Here is an 18,034-nt window from a genome sequence, read left to right on the forward strand (position 1 = left end):
GCGACCCGGGCCGGACGGCGACAGTGACGGCCGAGCTGAACGAGGCCGTCACCGCGGCGCAGGCCGGCGACGAGGAGGCGTTCCGGTTCCTCTACCGCAGCCTGCAGCCCGCTCTGCTGCGCTACCTGACCGCTCTCGTCGGCGCCGACGCCGAGGACGTGGCCTCCGAGGCGTGGCTCCAGATCTCCCGCGACCTGCCCTCCTTCACCGGCGGGGAGTTCCGCGCCTGGGCGGTCACGATCGCCCGCAACCGGGCCATGGACCATCTGCGCCGCCAGCGGCGGCGTCCGTCGGTCCCGGTGCCGGTGCAGGCGCTCAACGACCTGGCCGCCGACGCGGACACCGCCGACCGGGCCGGTGAGGCCATCGCCACCGAGAGCGCGCTGGCCCTGATCCGTACGCTGCCACCGGCCGAGGCGGAGGCGGTGATGCTGCGGGCCGTCATCGGCCTCGACGCGGAGACCGCCGGGCGGGTGCTGGGGCGGCGGGCCGGAGCCGTGCGCACCGCCGCGCACCGGGGCCTGCGCCGGCTGGCCGCCATGCTGGAGCGCTCCGCGGCGGACGGCGTCCCGGAGAACACCCGGTACGCCGTCGCGCCGCGTCCCCGTACCGACCGCCAGGTGCCGCACGCGCCCGAGGCCGAGCCGGCGGAGGGCTGACGTGAGGGGAGACGGCATGCACGCTCGCCGCGGGCCCGGCGACCGGGCGGAATCCGATCGCCTGCTCGACGCCGCGCGCGCCGGGACGCCACCGGGGGCGGAGGCCGACCCGCTGACCCGGCTGCTGTCGGCCGCGGCCGGTCCGGCCACCGCCGGCGAGGTCGCCGGCGAGGACCAGGCGGTCGCCGCCTTCCGGGCCGCCCGCGCGGCGCCCGCGCCGGTGTCCGCGCCCGCGACCCGGCCACGCCGGCGCCTGCGGGTCGCCGCCGCGCTGTCCGGGCTGGCCGCAACAGCGGTCGCCGGGGTGGCCTTCGCCGCCGTCCAACTGGACCGTCACCCCGACCCGGTGATCCCGCCGGCGCCGGCGACGAGCGGCCCGGGCACCACCGGCCCCACCGCCACCGGGCCGTCGCGGCCGGCGCCGAGCACACCGGCCGGCGAGGCGTCGGGCGCGGCGTCCCCGCCGACCCGCGACGTGACGCCGACGCGCAGCGCCCCGGTCGCGCCGCCCGCGCCCTCGGCGCCGGGCAACAGTCTCGCCGCCCACTGCCGCGCATACCTGGTCAAGTCGGAGCGGCAGCGGGAGAAGGCGCTGACCAGGCCCGGCTTCGCCGACCTGGTGACCGCCGCCGGCGGACCCGAGCACGTGGAGAGCTACTGCCGGGATCTGGTGGGCGAGCCCGAGGAGACCCCGGCAGCCGAGGACGGCGACCGGGACGAGGACGACTGAGCGCCGGGGCCGCAATCAGATTCCGGACAAAAATTCATCTCTCCGGGCAAGCGGATCACGTCTGCTAGACAGAGGATGGTGGGACGGCGTCCCGCGCCGGCTGGGCCGGGCGCGTCGCCACACCGTGGTCGCCCGTCGCCGAGGAGGAGCCACCCCATGGTGATGTCGCCGGACCTGGACCGCGCCGTCGTCCTGGGCGACGAGCAGGCGGCCCGGGGCCACCTCGCCCGGATCTGCTTCAAGACCGGGCCGCCCACGCTCGTCGGCGTCGAACTGGAATGGACCGTGCACGACGCCGCGGACCCGGCCCGGCCGGTCGACCGCGAGCGACTACGCAAGGCACTGGGGCGGCACAGCCCCGTGACGCTCGACCCCACCAGCCCGGCCGACGAGCTCCGGCGCGCGAGCGCCGTGACAGTGGAGCCCGGCGGGCAGGTGGAGATCTCCGCAGCGCCGCGACCGACTGTCGGCGCGCTCGTCCTGGCCACCGAGGCCGACGTCGCCGAGCTGCGGGCCCGGCTGGACGCCGCCGGACTGGTGCTCGGCCGCAGCGGGATCGACCCGTGGCGCCTGCCGCGACCCGTCGTGGAAACCCCCCGCTACCGGGCCATGCGGTGCGCCTTCGACCGGCGCGGCCCGGCGGGGCGGGCGATGATGTACAGCACGGCCGGGCTCCAGGTCTGCCTCGACGCGGGCGAGCCGGAGCACCTCGCGCTGCGGTGGGCCGCCGCGCACGCCGTCGGCCCGCCGCTGCTGGCCGCCTTCGCCACCGCCGGCCGGCACGCCGGCCGGGCCACCGGCTGGGCCTCCGCCCGGATGGCCACCTGGCTCGCCATCGACCCGGCCCGGACCCGCCCGGTGTGGTCGGCGGCCCGCGCCGACGAGGATCCGGTGGCCGCCTGGACCGGGTACGCGCTCGCCGCGCCGCTGCTCTGCGTACGCGGCGACGGCCCCGACTGGACCGCGCCGCCGGACGTCACGTTCGCCGACTGGCTGGCCGGCGCGCTGCCCCGCCCACCCACCACCGACGACCTGGAATACCACGTCAGCACGCTGTTCCCGCCGGTACGCCCGCGCGGCTACCTGGAGCTGCGCTACCTGGACGCCCAGCCCGGCGCGGAGTGGACAGTGCCGCTGGTGGTCCTGGCCGCGCTCTTCGCCGACCCGGCGACCACCCGCGACGCGCTGGCGGCGGCCGTGCCGGTGGCCGACCGGTGGCGCGCGGCGGCCCGGTGCGGACTGGCCGAACGCCCGCTGGCGACCGCCGCGGCGGCGCTGTTCGACCTGGCCCTGACAGCTCTGCCCCGGCTCGACCTGCCGCCCGCCATCCACGAGGAGACCCACCGAGCGATCCGGCGGCGCCGCGCCGCCACGGAGAGGGGACACCGGTGACCACCACCGACCGACCGGGCACTGACGCCGAGCGACTGCGCGACCGGATCGCCGCCGAGCTGGAGCGGACCCGCGCCCGCACCGCGTCACTCACCGACGCGGTGGACGACGACGACCTGGTCCGGCAGCACTCCACACTGATGTCGCCGCTGGTCTGGGACCTGGCGCACGTCGGCAACCAGGAGGAGCTGTGGCTGGTCCGCGACGTCGGCGGACGCGAACCGGTGCGCCACGACATCGACGACCTCTACGACGCGTTCAAGCAGCCCCGCAAGGACCGCCCGGCGCTGCCGCTGCTGCCGCCGGGCGAGGCGCGCGCCTACGTGCGTACGGTGCGGGACAAGGTGTTCGACCTGCTCGACGGCATCCGCTTCACCGAGCGTCCCCTCGTCGCCGACGGGTTCGCGTTCGGCATGATCGTGCAGCACGAGCAGCAGCACGACGAGACCATGCTCGCCACCCACCAGCTGCAGGCCGGCCCGCCGGTGCTGCACGCGCCGCCCCCGCCGGAGCCCCGGGCCCGGGTCGGCGGTGAGGTACGGGTGCCGGCCGGGCCGTTCACCATGGGCACCTCCACCGACCCGTGGGCGCTGGACAACGAGCGCCCGGCGCACACCGTCGACCTGCCCGCGTACCTCATCGACGCCGCCCCGGTGACCAACGGGCAGTACCGGGCGTTCATCGCCGACGGCGGGTACGACGAGCCGCGCTGGTGGAGCGAGGCCGGCTGGCGGCACCGGACCGAGGCCGACCTGAGCGCGCCGATGCACTGGCGGCGCGACGGCGACGGCTGGGCGTACCGCCGGTTCGGCCGCTGGTCGGCGGTCCGCGACGACGAGCCGGTGGTGCACGTCTGCTGGTACGAGGCGCAGGCGTACGCGGCGTGGGCCGGCAAGCGGCTGCCCACCGAGGCGGAGTGGGAGAAGTCGGCCCGCTGGGACCCGGCGACCGGCCGGTCCCGCCGCTACCCGTGGGGCGACGAGGACCCGGGCGCCGAGCACGCCAACCTGGGCCAGCGGCATCTGTGGCCGGCGCCGGTGGGCGCGTACCCGGCGGGCGCGTCGCCGCTGGGCGTGCACCAGCTCGTCGGCGACGTGTGGGAGTGGACCTCGTCGCCGTTCCGGGGCCACCCGGGCTTCACCGCGTTCCCGTACCGGGAGTACTCGGAGGTCTTCTTCGGTGACGACCACCGGGTGCTGCGGGGCGGCTCGTTCGGCACCGACCGGTCCGCCTGCCGGGGCACGTTCCGCAACTGGGACTACCCGATCCGGCGGCAGATCTTCAGCGGTTTCCGCTGCGCCCGTGACGCCGGCCCGGAGGAGTGAGCCGGCCTGATGTGCCGTCACCTCGCGTACCTCGGTCCACCCGTGCTGCTGCGCAGCCTGCTGTCCGACCCGCCGTACGGCCTGCTGCGCCAGTCGTGGGCGCCGCGTGACATGCGTGGCGGCGGCACCATCAACGCCGACGGCTTCGGCGTCGCCTGGTACCCGGACGACGGCGACCCGGTCCGGTACCGGCGGGCCCAGCCGATGTGGAGCGACACCACGCTGCCGGAGCTGGCCGCCGTGACGCGGGCGGGGGCGGTGCTGGCGGCGGTCCGGTCCGCCACCGTCGGCATGCCGCTGCACGAGACGGCGGCGGCGCCGTTCGCCGAGGGGCGGTGGCTGTTCAGCCACAACGGCGTGGTGCGGGGCTGGCCGGACAGCCTGGTCCCGCTCGCCGCCGGCCTGCCCGTGCGCGACCTGATCACGCTCGACGTGCCGACCGACTCGGCGCTGCTGTGGGCGCTGGTCCGGCACCGGCTGCGCGCCGGGGCGCCACCGGGCGAGGCGGTCGCGGACACCGTCGCGGCGGTCGCCGCCGCCGCTCCCGGGTCGCGGCTGAACCTGCTGCTCACCGACGGTACGACAGTCGTGGCGAGCACGGCCGGCCACGCGCTGTCGGCGCGTCGCGGCCCGGACTCGGTGCTGCTGGCGTCCGAGCCGTTCGACGACGACCCGGCCTGGCTGGCGGTGCCGGACGGCCGGCTCGTGGTGGCCTCCCCGGGCGGGTTCGACGTCCGGGAGCTGACCGCCGCCTGACTTCTTCCCATCCACCGGCAGGACAGAGAGGACACCTGATGAGCGCGGAGCCGCTGGAGATCCACCTGGAGGAGCGGGACCTCGACCGGGGCCTGCGCGAGGACGTACGGGTGGGGCTGACCGCGACGCCGAAGTGGCTGCCGCCGAAGTGGTTCTACGACGCCCGGGGCAGCGAGCTGTTCGAGGAGATCACCCGCCTGCCGGAGTACTACCCGACCCGGGCCGAGCGGGCCGTGCTCGCCGCGCACGCCGACGACGTCGTCGCCATGACCGGCGCGAAGACGCTCATCGAACTGGGGTCGGGCTCGTCGGAGAAGACCCGGCTGCTGCTGGACGCCTTCACCCGGCACGGCGACCTGGGCACGTTCGTGCCGCTGGACGTGTCGGTGAGCGCGCTGCGGTCGTCCACCGAGCAGATCGCCGCCGCGTATCCGGGGCTGCGGGTGCGGGGGATCGTCGGCGACTTCACCCGCCACCTGGACCGGCTGCCCACCGGCGGCCGGCGCCTGGTGGCGTTCCTCGGCGGCACCGTCGGCAACCTGCTGCCGGTGGAGCGGGCCGGATTCCTCACCGCCATGCGCGCGGCGCTGGAGACCGGCGACTGGCTGCTGATCGGCACCGACCTGGTCAAGGATCCGGCCGTGATCGTGCCCGCGTACGACGACGCGGCCGGCGTGACCGCCGAGTTCAACCGCAACGTGCTCCGGGTGATCAACCGGGAGCTGGGTGCGGACTTCGACCTCGGCGCGTTCCGGCACGTGGCGGTCTGGGACCCGGCGCGGGAGTGGATCGAGATGCGGCTGCGCGCCGAGCGCCCGACCCGGGTGCGGGTGCTGGACACCGACGTCGTGTTCGCCGCCGGCGAGGAGCTGCGCACCGAGGTCTCCGCCAAGTTCCGGCCGGAGGGGATCGCCGCCGAGCTGGCCGCCGCCGGGTTCGACAGGCATGCGTTCTGGACCGACCCGGACGGGCTGTTCGGGGTGAGCCTGGCCCGGGCCGACTGAGGTCCGGGTGGTCCGGGCCACACCCGCTGACGGGCGCTGCGGGTGATCGGTTAGGCTGGCGGCGCGAAGGGGAGTAGCCCCCAATGTCGTGGTCGACACACTGGTGCGTTCCGCATCCGGCCACGCGGCCCCGGTCTCCGGGGCGGGCGAGACCTTCGACTCAGGCTGTCGCAGCCGGGTCGAGGGCGCCCCCGTTCCTCCTCCCGGCTTGATCGGGAAGGTTCACATGGAGGGTTTCCTCGTCGCGCTGGTGGTCAGCTTCGGCGTGATCTTCGTTGCGGAGCTGGGCGACAAGTCGCAGCTCATGGCACTCACGTTCGCCACCCGGTTCAAGACGGTACCGGTGCTCATCGGCATCACGATCGCCACCGCGATCGTGCACCTGGCCTCGGTGGCCATCGGGTACGGCCTGAACGCCGCGCTGCCCACCGGATGGATCTCGCTCATCGCCGGCCTGGCGTTCCTCGGCTTCGGCGCGTGGACGCTGCGCGGCGACAAGCTGACCGAGGAGGAGAAGCGCAAGGCCGAGCGCAGCAACCGGTCGGCGATCCTCGCGGTCGGTGTGGCGTTCTTCCTGGCCGAGCTGGGTGACAAGACCATGCTCGCCACCATCACGCTCGCCACCAAGTACGGCTGGTTCGGCACCTGGCTCGGGTCGACGCTCGGCATGGTCGCCGCGGACGCGCTGGCGATCCTGGTGGGCCGGATGCTCGGCCGGCACCTGCCGGAACGGGCGATCCGCTACGGCGCCGCAGTGCTGTTCGCCATCTGCGGCCTGTGGCTGATCTTCGAGGCGGTGACGGAGCTGAACTGAGCCGCCCGCGTCGCGCCGGCCGTCCTCCCCGCGGGGACGGCCGGCGCGACGCAGGTCAGGCGGTGCCGCCCTGGTAGACGTCCGGGACGCCGTCACCGTCGGCGTCCCGGCTCTCCCGTTCGCTGATCCGGCGGTAGGCCCGGTTGCGGCGGACCAGCACCACCGACGCGAGCAGGGCGGAGGTCAGCGAGCCGAGCAGCACCGCCACCTTGACGCCGTCCTCCTCCGGGCTGCCCGCGCCGAACGCGAGCTCGCCGATGAGCAGCGACACGGTGAAGCCGATGCCGGCCAGCAGCGCCAGCCCGAGCAGGTCGGCCCAGGTGATCTCCTCGTCCAGTTCGGCCCGGGTGAACCGGGCGAGCAGGTAGGTCGAGCCGAACACGCCGACGACCTTGCCCAGCACGAGGCCGGCGACCACCGCGAGCACCACCGGGTTGCTCAGCACGCCACCCACGTCCACGCCGATCAGGGTCACCCCGGCGGCGAAGAAGGCGAAGACCGGTACGGCCAGGCCGGCGGAGACCGGCCGCCACCGGTGCTCCAGCCGTTCGGCCAGGCCGGGCGCGCCGTCGCGCCCGCGCAGCACGGGCACCGTGAAGCCGAGCAGCACGCCCGCCACCGTGGCGTGCACGCCGGAGGCGTGCACGAGCGCCCAGGCGGTCACTGCAAGCGGGATCAGCGCCCACCACCAGGTGCGGCGCCGTTGCACGAGCAACCCGAACGCGGCGATCGGCAGCAGCGCGCCGAGCAGCGGCAGCGGGTGGAAGTCGGCGGTGTAGAACACCGCGATGATGGTGATCGCGAAGAGGTCGTCCACCACGGCAAGCGTGAGCAGGAACGCGCGCAGCCCCTGCGGCAGGTGGGAGCTGACCACGGCGAGCACGGCGAGGGCGAATGCGATGTCGGTGGCGGTGGGGATGGCCCAGCCGCGCAGTCCGGCGCCGCCGGCGCTGAGCGTCACCGCCAGGTAGATCAGCGCGGGCGCGACCATGCCGCCGAGGGCCGCGATCACCGGCAGCGCGGCCCGGCGGGGGTCACGCAGGTCACCGGCGACGAACTCGCGCTTGAGCTCCAGGCCCACCACGAAGAAGAAGATCGCCAGCAACCCGTCGGCGGCCCAGGTGCGCAGGCTGAGGTCGAGGTGCAGCGCCGCGCCGCCGGGCCAGGGCACCCAGTGGCTCAGTTCCGCGTACCCCGCGCGCCACGGCGAGTTGGCCCAGATCAGGGCGACCACGGCGCCGAGCAGCAGCAGGGCGCCGCCGACCGTCTCGGTGCGCAGCACGTCGGCCAGGAACCGGGCCTCCGGCCAGGAGCGGCGCGAGAGCAGGCGCGACGGGGGTGGGGTGTGGGTCATGCGGCGTCCGTTCGGGAGCTGGGGTCGGCGAATTCATCGCCGACCAGGCTTCCCGGCACACCGGGACCAACCCTAACGGCCGCCGGGACCGGCGGCGAGCCGGGCCGGTGGGACGCGCCGCCCGCCTCGTGGGCGGGCGCGTCCCACCGGCGCGCGGTCAGCGCTGGCCGGGCAGCGCCGGCAGGGCGGCGCCGGCCGGTTCGCAGAGCGCCGCCAGCCGCTTGATCAGCTCGTCCGGGTCGGCGTACGGGTCAAGCGTCCGCACCTCGTCCGGGTCCAGTTCCGGCACCGGGACGTGGGAGATCAACGGATGCAGCGGGCGGGTGTCCACCTCGTCCGCGCCGAACAGGTGCTCGTGCAGCTTCTCGCCGGGCCGCAGCCCGGTGAAGACGATCTCCACGGGCCGGTCCGCCTCGGCGGCGAGCCGGCGCGCCACGTCCGCGATCCGGACCGGTTCGCCCATGTCGAGCACCAACGCCTCGCCGCCCCGGCCGAGGGTCGCGGCCTGGAGCACCAGGTGCACCGCCTCCTGGACGGTCATGAAGTATCGGGTGACGTCGGGGTGGGTGACGGTGACCGGCACGCCGGCGCGGATCTGCGCCTGGAACGCGGTGAGCACCGACCCGCGGCTGCTGAGGACGTTGCCGAACCGGACGCTGAGGTAGGTGCCGTTGAGCCGCTGCGCGTGGTACGCGGTGAGCCGCTCGGTGATCCGCTTGGAGTAGCCGAGGACGCTCGCCGGGTTGGCCGCCTTGTCGGTGGAGATGTTGACGAACTCGGCGACGTCCCGGCACGCCTCCAGCACGTTGATCGTGCCCAGGATGTTGGTCTTGATGGCCTCGCCGGGATGGCGCTGGAGCAGCGTCAGGTGCTTCAGCGCGGCGGCGTGGAACACCACGTCGGGCTGCCGGTCGGCGACCACCCGGGCGATGCCCTCGGCGTCGCGGATGTCGGCCAGGATCAGCTCCGGCCCGTCCAGCAGCGCCCGCCCGTGCAGCGACATCTGCAGCGCGTGCAGCGCCGACTCGTCCCGGTCGAGCATCATCAGCTCGTCCGGCTCGCAGCGGGCGATCTGCCGGCACAGCTCCGAGCCGATCGAGCCGCCCGCGCCGGTCACGAGCACCCGCCGGCCGGCCAGCCCGCCCCGCTCCACGCTCAGCTCCGCCACCCGGTGCGCCCGGCCCAGCAGATCGGTGAGCTGGACGTCGCGTACGTCGGTGGCGGCGACCGGCCGGTCGAGCAGCTCGCGCACCGGCGGCAGCACCTTGAACGCCGCGCCGGCCTCCAGGGTGCGGGTGCGCACGTCGCGCAGCAGCTGCCGGTCCGAGCCGCTCATCGAGAAGATGACCATGTTCGCCCCGGTGGCCCGGACGGCGTCGCCGACCTGCTCGCGGCCGCCCAGCACGCGCAGCCCTTCCAGCCGCAGGCCGCGGCTGTCGGGCGCGTCGTCGAGCAGGCCGACCGGCCGGTAGCTGCTGTCGGGATCCTGCAACAGCACCCGGACGAGCCGCTCGCTGGCGGCGTCCACCCCGTAGACCAGGCAGCGCTCGGCGTGCCGTGCGGCCGGTGGCCGGCGGTCGGCGCGCGCCCGCCAGAGCCCGCGGGCGGCCGCCATCACCACCAGCGCCACCGCGCCGCCGACGAGCGGCGTGCTGGCCGGGACCGGATGCCGCGTCCACGGCATCACGGCGAGGGCGCCGACGGCCGCGACGATCGCGACGGTGACGGCCAGCCCTTGCGCGTCGCCGGAGCTGCCGATCGGGTACCGGCCGTAGATCCGGGAGCGGAGCAGCGTGAGCGCGGCGTACAGCGCGGCGCAGGCCAGCGCCAGGCCGAGCGTACGGGCGGTGGCGGCGGCGGTCAGGTCGAACTCGTACCGGGTCCAGGCGGCGCCGAGAAAACCTCCGCACCACGCGGCCGTGTCCAGCGTTAACAGGGAAAGGGTGGCGGCGCGGTGGGTGATCCGGCGGTGCGGTCGCACTGCTGTGCTGGCTTCACGATCCATGGGCTGCCCTCTGTGTCCTATCCGGATTGAAAGGATTAGACCTTCTGTGCCTGTTCGGTCGTTTACATTCGTCCAGTCACGTAACGTCGTGAATAGGCGATTCGATCCTGGCACGGGTACTGGGGTTTTTAGGGGGCTTTCGTGCAGTTTCATCGGCAGACCGGCGTGTCGCGAGGGAGGGCGTGATGGACGTTCTCGGCTACCTGCGCCTGGTCCGACGCCACTGGTGGATCGTGTTGGTGACGGTGATGCTCGCCCTGGGCACCGCCGCGCTGGTGACGGTCCGGACAGCGCCTCGGTACGAGGCCTCGGTGACGTTCTTCGTCACCACGCCCAGCCAGGGGGTCACCGACGCCTACCAGGGCAGCCTCTTCCTCCAGCAGCGGGTGAAGTCCTACGGTGACCTGCTCACCAGCGACCGGCTGGCGCAGAGCGTGGTGGCCGACGCGCCGCTCGGCCTCACCGCCGACCAGGTGCGCAACCGGATCCGTACCGCCAGCACCACCGGCACGGTCCTGCTCAAGGCGACGATCACCGACACCGACCAGACCCGGGCGCTGAAGACCACCGAGACGCTCGCGACGAAGTTCACCGAGCTGGTGCGCAAGGTGGAGACGCCGCCGGACGGCAAGGCCCCGCCGATCAAGATCGAGGTCGTCAGCGGTCCCCGGGTGACGTCCAACCCGGTCTCCCCGCAGCCCACGCGTAATCTCGTCATGGGCGGTCTGCTGGGCCTGCTGCTCGGCGCCGCGCTGGCCGTGCTGCGCGGGCTGGCCGACGTCCGGATGCGCGACGGCGTCGCGCTGCAACGGGTGACCGGCAGTCCGCTGCTCGGCGAGATCCCGTACGAGACCGGCGCGAAGGCGGCGCCGCTGATCGTCGGCGCGGCGGCCACCTCCGCCCGGGCCGAGGCGGTCCGCAAACTGCGCACCAACCTGCGCTTCGTGGACGTGCACGAACCGGCCCGGGTCATCGCGGTGACGAGCGCGCTGCAGGGCGAGGGGAAGACCACGATGGCCTGCAACACCGCCATCGCGCTGGCCGAGGCGGGCTGGCGGGTCCTGCTCATCGACGCCGACCTGCGCCGCCCGAAGGTGGCCGACTACCTCGGCCTCGACGGCGGCGTCGGCCTCACCGACGTGCTGGTCGGCGACGTCCAGGTCGGCGACGTGGTGCAGCGCTGGGGTGAGAAGTCCCTGCTGGTGCTGCCCAGTGGCGCGACCCCGCCCAACCCGAGCGAGCTGCTCGGCTCGAAGTCCATGGCGGACCTGCTGGTGGCGCTGCGGGACTCGGCGGACATCGTGGTGATCGACACCGCTCCGCTGCTGGCCGTCACCGACGGCGTGGTGGTGGCCGTGCAGGCCGACGGCGCGCTCCTGGTCACCCAGCAGGGCCGGACCTCGCGCAGCCAGGTGGCGGCGGCGGCGAACGCGCTCAGCTCGGTCTCGGTGCGCCTGCTCGGCTGCGTGCTCAACATGGCCAAGGTGGCCAAGTCGGACGCCTATCAGTACGAGGCGTACAAGGTGGTCCTGCCGCCGGCCGCGCCCTCGGTGCCGGCCGACCGGGCCGGCTCCCGCCGGGGCGCCAAGGCCGTCAAGGGCGACCGGACGCAGGAACTCACCCGGCTGTCGCGATGAGCGCGAGCACGGGGCGGATCGACCGCTCGATCTCCTCCGCGCACCGCCGGAAGTCGGCCGGCGAGCCGCCGATCGGGTCGCGCAGGTCGTCCACGTCGGGGGCGGCGGGTTGCAGCCGCCCCCGGGCGCGGACGGCGGCCGACACCGCCGCCCGCAGCGGCGTGCCCGCCTCCGCCTCGCCCGCCCGGGCCTCGGTGGCCAGCCGGGCGAACTGCCGGAGCGTGAACGTCCGGGCCAGCGTGGCCGGGGCCATCGCGGTGCAGGCCGAGCGCTGGCGGCGGGTCGCGGTCAGCACCAGCGCCGCGCCGGTCAGGTGCTCGGGGCGCAGCCGCCGGGTGCGGAAGGCCGCCGGGTCCGCGCCGGTCCGGGCGGCCACCTCGACCGCGTACGGGTGCATCGCGGCCCCGTCGATCGCGTCGGTGCCCGCGCTGGCGACCGCCAGCGGCAGGCCGGCCAGCATCCGGCGGGCGATGAACTCCGCCATCGGTGACCGGCACATGTTCGCGTGGCAGACGAAGAGGACCTCGTCGACCATCTGCACCCCTCTCGTCGGCACGGTCGCGGCGCAGAGTGCCGCGACGGCGTTCTTCCGGCGGTCGCGGCCGGACGCAGAGGGGTTGCCGGAATCGTACGCGTCGCGCCGCGCGCCCGTGCGGCAAGCCGCGCCGGGAGCGTGGACATGAGGATCGGCATCCTGTCCTACCACTTCCCGCCGGAGCCGGCGTTCGTCCCGGGCAGCCTGGCCGAGGAGCTGGTCGCCCGGGGCCACGACGTGCGGGTGCTCACCGGGTTCCCGGACTACCCGGGTGGCCACGTCTATCCCGGCTGGCGGCAGCGCTGGCGGCACCAGACGCACAGCGAGCGGCTGACCGTACGCCGGGTGCCCCGGTACGCCGGGGGCGACGGCTCTCCCCGCAGCCGTACCGCGAGCTGGCTCTCCTTCGCCGGCAGCGCCGCGCTCGCCGGGCCGGGCCTGCTGCGCGGCGTCGACGCGCTCTACGTCTTCGGTCACCCGGCGGTCACGTTCGCGGCGTCCGGGCTGCTGCGGCTGCTCGGCCGTACGCCCACAGTCCTGCACGTGCAGGACGTCTGGGCCGAGCACGAGCCGGACCCGGAGCGGAGCCGTCGGGAACCGGCCCGGCTGGAGGCCGCCACGCGCCGGCTCTACCGGGAGGCGGCGCTGGTGGCGGTCAGCTCGCCGTCCATGGGAGATCTGGTTCGCGCCCGCGGGGTCGAACCGGCGCGGGTGCGCACGGTGCTCAACTGGACCGACGAGCGCATCTTCCGCCCGACCCAGGCGGGTCCGGCCGTCCGTCGGATGGTCCGCCGGGACGACCGCTGCGTGGTGATGCACGCCGGGACGATCGGCGCGCGCCAGGGCCTGGAGACGGCGGTCCGCGCGGCGGCGGCGCTCGGTGACCGGATGGACCTGGTGCTGGTCGGCTCCGGCCCGCAGGAGCGGCGGGTGCGGGGGCTCGCCGCCGACCTCGGCGCGGACAACGTCCGGTTCGTGGAGCGGCGGTCCGCCGTGGACATGCCGCAGCTCTACGCGGCCGCGGACTATCAGCTCGTCGCGCAGCGCGACCGGCCCGAGCTGCGGGGGACCGTGCCCGCCAAGCTCCAGGCCGCGCTCTCCTGTGCCGCGCCGGTGGTCGCCTCCGCCGGTGGGGAGACGGCGGAGCTGGTCGAGCGGGCCCGTGCCGGGCTGTCCTGCCCGCCGGAGGACTGGGCCGCGCTCGCCGACCGCTTCTGGCTGGCCGCCGCCATCCCGGTGGCCGCCCGGATCGACATGGGCAGGCGGGGCCGGGGCGTGTACCTGCGGGAGATGTCGATGCGGGCCGGCGTGGACCGGATCGAGGCCCTGCTGCACGAGGCGGCGGGCATGGCGCCGAGCCGAGGAAAACTCGCAGAAGCGATGTAAAGCACCAGAGTGGCTGAACAGCCCACTTACTTGCGCTTTTCCATGTTAGAAAGCAACTCGATTGCGGAAAGTGTCTTATTCGTCCCGTAGGAGGATTCTGTGTCCGGACCCGGTCCTTCGCCCGGCCGGCGGCGGCGCTCGCGGGGGCGCCGGCGCGCCCGGGTCCGCCGGATCCTGCTGACCGGGCTGGTCGTCGTCTCGGTCCTGCTCAGCGCCGGCGGCTGGGTCGCGTTCCGGGGTTGGCAGGCCCGCGCCCACCTGGTCAACGCCGCCGGGCTGGCCAAGGAGCTCAGCGCCCAGGTGCTCGACGGCGACGTGGCCCGGGCGCAGCGCACGCTCGCCGCGTTGCAGGAGCAGGCGGCCGCCGCGCGCGGCGCGACCGGGGACCCGGTCTGGTGGGCCGGCCAGCAGACCCCGTACGCGGGGGACAACCTGGCGGCGGTGCGGCAGATCTCGGTGGCGGTGGACGACCTGGGCCGGCTCGCGTTCCCCACGCTGCTGCGGGTCGACCTCGCCTCGCTGGTGCCCAAGCAGGGCCGGCTGGACCTGGCCCGCCTGCGCGCGGTCTCGGCCGAGGTCGCGGCGGCCGACCAGGCGGTCCGGACCACCGCCGAGCGGTTGCGGCGGGTGCCGGTGGACGGCCTCGTGGCGCAGGTGCGCGACGCGGTCACCGCGCTGCGCGCGGAGCTGGACAAACTGGGCGAGCTGACCTCGGCGGCGGATCGGGGCGCGCGGCTGCTGCCGCCGCTGCTCGGCGCGGACGGGCCACGCAGTTACCTGCTCGTCTCGCAGAATCCGGCCGAGCTGCGTGCCACCGGCGGCATGTTCGGCGCGTACGCGGTGCTGCGGGCCGAGGGCGGCCGGGTCCGCCTGGTGAAGCAGGGCAGCTCGTCGGACCTGCGGTTCTTCGACCCACCACTCAAGATCGGCGCCGAGGCGAAGCGGCTCTGGGGCGACCTGCCGGGCATCTTTCCGGCGGACGTGAACCTCAGCCCGGACTTCCCGGCCGCCGCCGCGCTCTACCGGGACATGGTGCGCCGCCGTACCGACATCACTGTGGACGGCGTGCTGGCGGTGGACCCCGTGGTCCTGTCGTACCTGCTCGGCGTGGTCGGCCCGGTGAAGGTGCCGGACGGGCCGTCGCTGGCCGCCGCCACCGCCGTACGGACGCTGTTGAGTGACTCGTACCGGGACCTGGACACGAAGGACCAGGACGTGTTCTTCGCCCGGGCCGCATCCGGCGTGTTCGACACGTTGTTCACCAAGACGGTCGACCCTCGGTCTCTTTTGACCGTTTTTAGCCGTTCCATCAATGAACGTCGGATATTGTTCTGGAGTGTCCGATCCGATGAGCAGCGCGCGCTGGCCGACACCCGGCTGGCGGGTCAGCTCCCGGAGAAGGACACCGTGCCGACTGTCGGCGTGTTCCTCAACGACGGCAGCGGCGCGAAGCTCGGTTACTACCTCAGGTTCTCGGCCACCGTGACGGTCGGCGAATGCCATCCGGACGGGCGCCGCGAGCTGCGGCTGAAGGTCACGGTGCACTCCACCGCCCCGAAGTCGGGCCTGACCAAGTCGGTGACCGGGCTGGCCCTGTCCGGCGACAAGTACACCGCACGCACCTTCGTCTCCGTGCACACGCCCACCGGGGGCGCCGTCCTCACCGGGCGGCTCGACGGACGGGACACCGCGATGGGCAGCGGCACCGACGGCCGCCGCCAGGTGGCGGTGGCGAAGGTCGAGACCGGCCCCGGGCAGACCCGGACGCTCGACGTCACGGTGCTCACCGGCCAGACCGGCGCCGGGACGGCCGAGCTGGTGCACACGCCAACCGTCACCCCATGGACCACCCAAGTAGTCAACGCACCAAGCTGTGAACAGTAGGAGGGAAACCATCATGCGGCTATCCCGCATCATCATGGCGCTCACGGTGGGCCTGGCCGTAGCGGCCGTGCCGACCGCGGCCGGGGCGGCGCAGCCGCAGCCCCCGGTCTACCCGCCAAACGGCGCGTCGCTGACCGTCTCACCGACCACCATCCGGCTCGGCGAGACGTTCACCCTGCGGGGTTCGGGCTTCGCGCCGAACGAGACGGTCCGCATCGACGTGGCGATCTCGGGCCTGCCCGTGGCCGCCCCGGCCGAGGGGACCGCGCGGCGCAGCGACGGCAGCACGGTGGCGATGGCGCCTGTCGCCTACACGCCCAACCGGGCCCAGCCGCAGCCCGCGCCGACCACGTTCACCGTGACGGCCGACGCCAGCGGCAACTTCACCGTCCCCTACCGCCCGACCCGGCCGGGCCGCTACACGTTCACCGCCACCGGTCTGACGTCGGGTCTGATCGCCAGCGCCACCGGCACCGTCCTGCCGCCGAGGCCGACCAAGTCCCCGCACCACGGCGGGCTGCCGGTGACCGGTGACAGCATCGGCGCGCCGCTGAAGCTCGGTGGGGGCCTCGCCGCCGCCGGTGCGGTGCTGCTGCTGGCCTCCATGGCCTGGCGTCGCCGTCGCCTCGGCTGATCCGAGGTGTGCCGGGGACGACCCGGCTCGATCGTGAGTGCCCGCCGGACGCGTCCGGCGGGCACTCACGTGTCCCGGCGCCGGGACAGAATGAGCCATGGACGCGACACCGTGGACCGACCGGACCGGCCTGCTCACGCTGCCCGGGGGCGCCACCGTCCGCGGGCGCCGGGTCGCCGAGCCCGCCTCGCCCGCCGACTTCGCCCTGCTGCTGGCGCCCGGCCCCGAGCCGAAGTGGCCGGTCCGGCGCGTCCGCTGGCCCGACTTCTGGATCCCGGCCGACCGCGCCGACGCGCTCGACGCGCTGCGGGAGGCGTGGCGGCGCGCGTACGCCGGACAACGCGTCGAGGTGGCCTGCCACGGCGGCGTGGGGCGCACCGGCACCGCGCTCGCCGCGCTCGCCGTACTGGACGGGCTGCCGCCCGCGCGGGCGGTCGCCTGGGTCCGGTCCCGCTACCACCGGCGGGCGGTGGAGACGCCGTGGCAACGATGGTGGTTGCACGGCGTCCGCTGACCCGCGGCCGGTCACCGAGCGGGGCCGGGTGATCAGCGCCGCGTCACCGACCCGGTGAGCCATCCGAACCTGATCAACAAGCTCGGTATGGTGCCTTCTCATGAGAGCCCGGGTCCTGGCCGCCGTCACCGCCGTCACCCTGCTCGCCGCCGGGACACCCGTACCGGCATCGGCCGCCCCCGGGCCGGCCCCCGCGCCCGGCGCCACCGCGCCCTGCCCCCGGCTGCCCGCGCCGAAGGTGAGCCGGCCACCCCGCCCGACACCGCCGGCCACGACGCCCGACCAGGCGGCCGTGGGCGGGGCGGCGCTGGCCGCCCCCGGGCTGGTCACGCCGCCGGGCAGTCCCGCGCCACCGGCGGTCACCGCCACCACCTGGCTGGTGGCGGACCTGGACACCGGCGCCGTCCTGGGCGCGTGCGGGCCGCACGTCCCCGGCACCCCGGCCAGCACCCAGAAGCTGCTGCTGGCCGCCACCATGCTGAGCCGGCTGGACCCCAAGCAGGTCGCCGTCGCCACCCGCGCCGACCTGGACATCGAGCCGGGCAGCTCGGCCGTCGGGCTGCTCGTCGGCGGCCGCTACAGCGTGGAGACGCTCTGGCTGGGCCTGATCCTGCAGTCCGGCAACGACGCGGCGAACATGCTGGCCCGCCTCGGCGCCGGCAGCACGCAGGCCGGCGTCGCCGAGATGAACACCGAGGCCCGGCGGCTCGGCGCCGGCCAGACCCACGCCGTCACGCCGTCCGGGCTGGACGGTCCCGGGCAGTTCACCAGCGCGTACGACCTGGCGCTGATCGCGCGGGCGTGCTTCGCCGACGACGCTTTCCGCCGGTACGCGCTCACCGAACGCACGCAGATCCCGGCCCAGCCGGCCCTGAAGAAGGGCGGGTTCCAGATCCAGAATGAGAACCAGCTGATCTACCGCTATCCCGGCGCGCTCGGCGGCAAGACCGGCTTCACCGAGCTGGCCCGGCACAGCTACGTCGGCGCCGCGCAACGCGACGGACGCCGTCTCGTGGTGACGCTGCTCGGCGCCGAGGCCCGCCCGGTGCGCGGCTGGCAGCAGGGCGCCCAGTTGCTCGACTGGGGCTTCGGGCTGCCCCGGGAGGCCTCGGTCGGCCGGCTGGTGGAGCCGGGCGAGCGGGACGCCGAGGCGGCGCAACCCCGGCAGGCGGCGGCCGCCGAGCCGAAACGTACCGCCGCCCCGCCGTGGCGTGGACCGGCCGGGACGGCGCTGCAACGCATCGGCGACGGGGACTGGCGGATGATCGTGCCGGTCGCCGCGCTGCTGGCGCTCACGGTGGGCGGGGTGGCGGCGGTTCTCGCCGCCCGCCGGAACCGCCGGGTGGGTGTGCTCGCCGCCCGCCGGAGCCGCACTCGCCGCCGCGGACGCCGTCGCGCCTGACGC

Annotated in this window: 16 protein-coding genes; 13 read left to right on the forward strand and 3 right to left on the reverse strand. The window is 74.8% G+C overall.

Annotated elements, in window-relative coordinates; genetic code table 11:
- Positions 1-23: 23 nt before the first annotated feature.
- From AMK25_RS12435 to AMK25_RS12465, 7 genes are all read left to right on the forward strand, one after another.
- Complete coding sequence (locus AMK25_RS12435) at positions 24-659, forward strand: RNA polymerase sigma factor (RefSeq protein ID WP_073828500.1); 636 nt, start codon at positions 24-26, stop codon at positions 657-659.
- Between the two features lie 16 nt (positions 660-675).
- Positions 676-1,389: a hypothetical protein gene (locus tag AMK25_RS12440; RefSeq protein ID WP_241826340.1), complete on the forward strand. Its 714-nt coding sequence runs from the start codon at positions 676-678 to the stop codon at positions 1,387-1,389.
- Between the two features lie 156 nt (positions 1,390-1,545).
- Positions 1,546-2,781: an ergothioneine biosynthesis glutamate--cysteine ligase EgtA gene (gene egtA / locus AMK25_RS12445; RefSeq protein ID WP_073828502.1), complete on the forward strand. Its 1,236-nt coding sequence runs from the start codon at positions 1,546-1,548 to the stop codon at positions 2,779-2,781.
- Positions 2,778-4,106 carry an ergothioneine biosynthesis protein EgtB gene (egtB, locus tag AMK25_RS12450; protein WP_073828503.1) on the forward strand — a complete coding sequence of 443 codons (1,329 nt, stop codon included), beginning with the start codon at positions 2,778-2,780 and terminating at the stop codon, positions 4,104-4,106. The genes egtA and egtB overlap by 4 nt, the downstream gene beginning before the upstream one ends.
- A 9-nt stretch (positions 4,107-4,115) precedes the next feature.
- A complete protein-coding gene (gene egtC / locus AMK25_RS12455; protein WP_073828504.1) occupies positions 4,116-4,862 on the forward strand; it encodes an ergothioneine biosynthesis protein EgtC in 747 nt (248 codons plus the stop codon).
- A gap of 38 nt (positions 4,863-4,900) precedes the next feature.
- Positions 4,901-5,866 carry an L-histidine N(alpha)-methyltransferase gene (gene egtD / locus AMK25_RS12460; RefSeq protein WP_073828505.1) on the forward strand — a complete coding sequence of 322 codons (966 nt, stop codon included), beginning with the start codon at positions 4,901-4,903 and terminating at the stop codon, positions 5,864-5,866.
- A gap of 226 nt (positions 5,867-6,092) precedes the next feature.
- Complete coding sequence (locus AMK25_RS12465; RefSeq protein WP_073828506.1) at positions 6,093-6,680, forward strand: TMEM165/GDT1 family protein; 588 nt, start codon at positions 6,093-6,095, stop codon at positions 6,678-6,680.
- Positions 6,681-6,735: 55 nt separating this feature from the next.
- On the opposite strand, the gene nhaA is transcribed toward AMK25_RS12465, so the two are convergent.
- Both nhaA and AMK25_RS12475 read right to left on the reverse strand, forming a co-directional pair.
- Entirely contained in the window at positions 6,736-8,034 is a 1,299-nt protein-coding gene (gene nhaA, locus AMK25_RS12470; RefSeq protein ID WP_073828507.1) for a Na+/H+ antiporter NhaA, read from the reverse strand.
- A 157-nt stretch (positions 8,035-8,191) separates the two neighbouring features.
- Entirely contained in the window at positions 8,192-10,039 is a 1,848-nt protein-coding gene (locus AMK25_RS12475; RefSeq protein WP_073828508.1) for a nucleoside-diphosphate sugar epimerase/dehydratase, read from the reverse strand.
- Positions 10,040-10,224: 185 nt separating this feature from the next.
- Here AMK25_RS12475 and AMK25_RS12480 point away from each other — a divergent pair, with 185 nt between their 5' ends.
- Positions 10,225-11,676, forward strand: coding sequence for a polysaccharide biosynthesis tyrosine autokinase (locus tag AMK25_RS12480; protein WP_073828509.1), 1,452 nt, complete (start codon positions 10,225-10,227; stop codon positions 11,674-11,676).
- Here the strand turns inward: AMK25_RS12480 and AMK25_RS12485 are convergent.
- A complete protein-coding gene (locus tag AMK25_RS12485) occupies positions 11,657-12,211 on the reverse strand; it encodes an arsenate reductase/protein-tyrosine-phosphatase family protein (protein ID WP_073828649.1) in 555 nt (184 codons plus the stop codon). The two genes, AMK25_RS12480 and AMK25_RS12485, sit on opposite strands and share 20 nt — an antisense overlap.
- 144 nt (positions 12,212-12,355) lie before the next feature.
- Between AMK25_RS12485 and AMK25_RS12490 the strand changes: the two genes are divergently transcribed.
- The 5 genes from AMK25_RS12490 (at position 12,356) to AMK25_RS12510 (ending at position 18,031) form a co-directional block, all read left to right on the forward strand.
- Positions 12,356-13,597 carry a glycosyltransferase family 4 protein gene (locus AMK25_RS12490; protein WP_073828510.1) on the forward strand — a complete coding sequence of 414 codons (1,242 nt, stop codon included), beginning with the start codon at positions 12,356-12,358 and terminating at the stop codon, positions 13,595-13,597.
- A 99-nt stretch (positions 13,598-13,696) separates the two neighbouring features.
- On the forward strand, positions 13,697-15,481 hold the full coding sequence (locus AMK25_RS12495; protein WP_073828511.1) for a DUF4012 domain-containing protein: 1,785 nt from the start codon (positions 13,697-13,699) through the stop codon (positions 15,479-15,481).
- A gap of 13 nt (positions 15,482-15,494) precedes the next feature.
- The gene (locus AMK25_RS12500) at positions 15,495-16,115 is read left to right on the forward strand and encodes a hypothetical protein (RefSeq protein ID WP_073828512.1); all 621 of its coding nucleotides are present in this window, start codon (positions 15,495-15,497) and stop codon (positions 16,113-16,115) included.
- A gap of 97 nt (positions 16,116-16,212) precedes the next feature.
- Entirely contained in the window at positions 16,213-16,629 is a 417-nt protein-coding gene (locus AMK25_RS12505; protein WP_073828513.1) for a protein-tyrosine phosphatase family protein, read from the forward strand.
- Between the two features lie 100 nt (positions 16,630-16,729).
- Positions 16,730-18,031: a D-alanyl-D-alanine carboxypeptidase family protein gene (locus tag AMK25_RS12510; RefSeq protein WP_073828514.1), complete on the forward strand. Its 1,302-nt coding sequence runs from the start codon at positions 16,730-16,732 to the stop codon at positions 18,029-18,031.
- Positions 18,032-18,034: the final 3 nt, after the last annotated feature.

Origin of the sequence: Micromonospora sp. TSRI0369, assembly GCF_001905625.1 — a bacterium.
GTDB classification, from domain to species: domain Bacteria; phylum Actinomycetota; class Actinomycetes; order Mycobacteriales; family Micromonosporaceae; genus Micromonospora; species Micromonospora echinospora_A.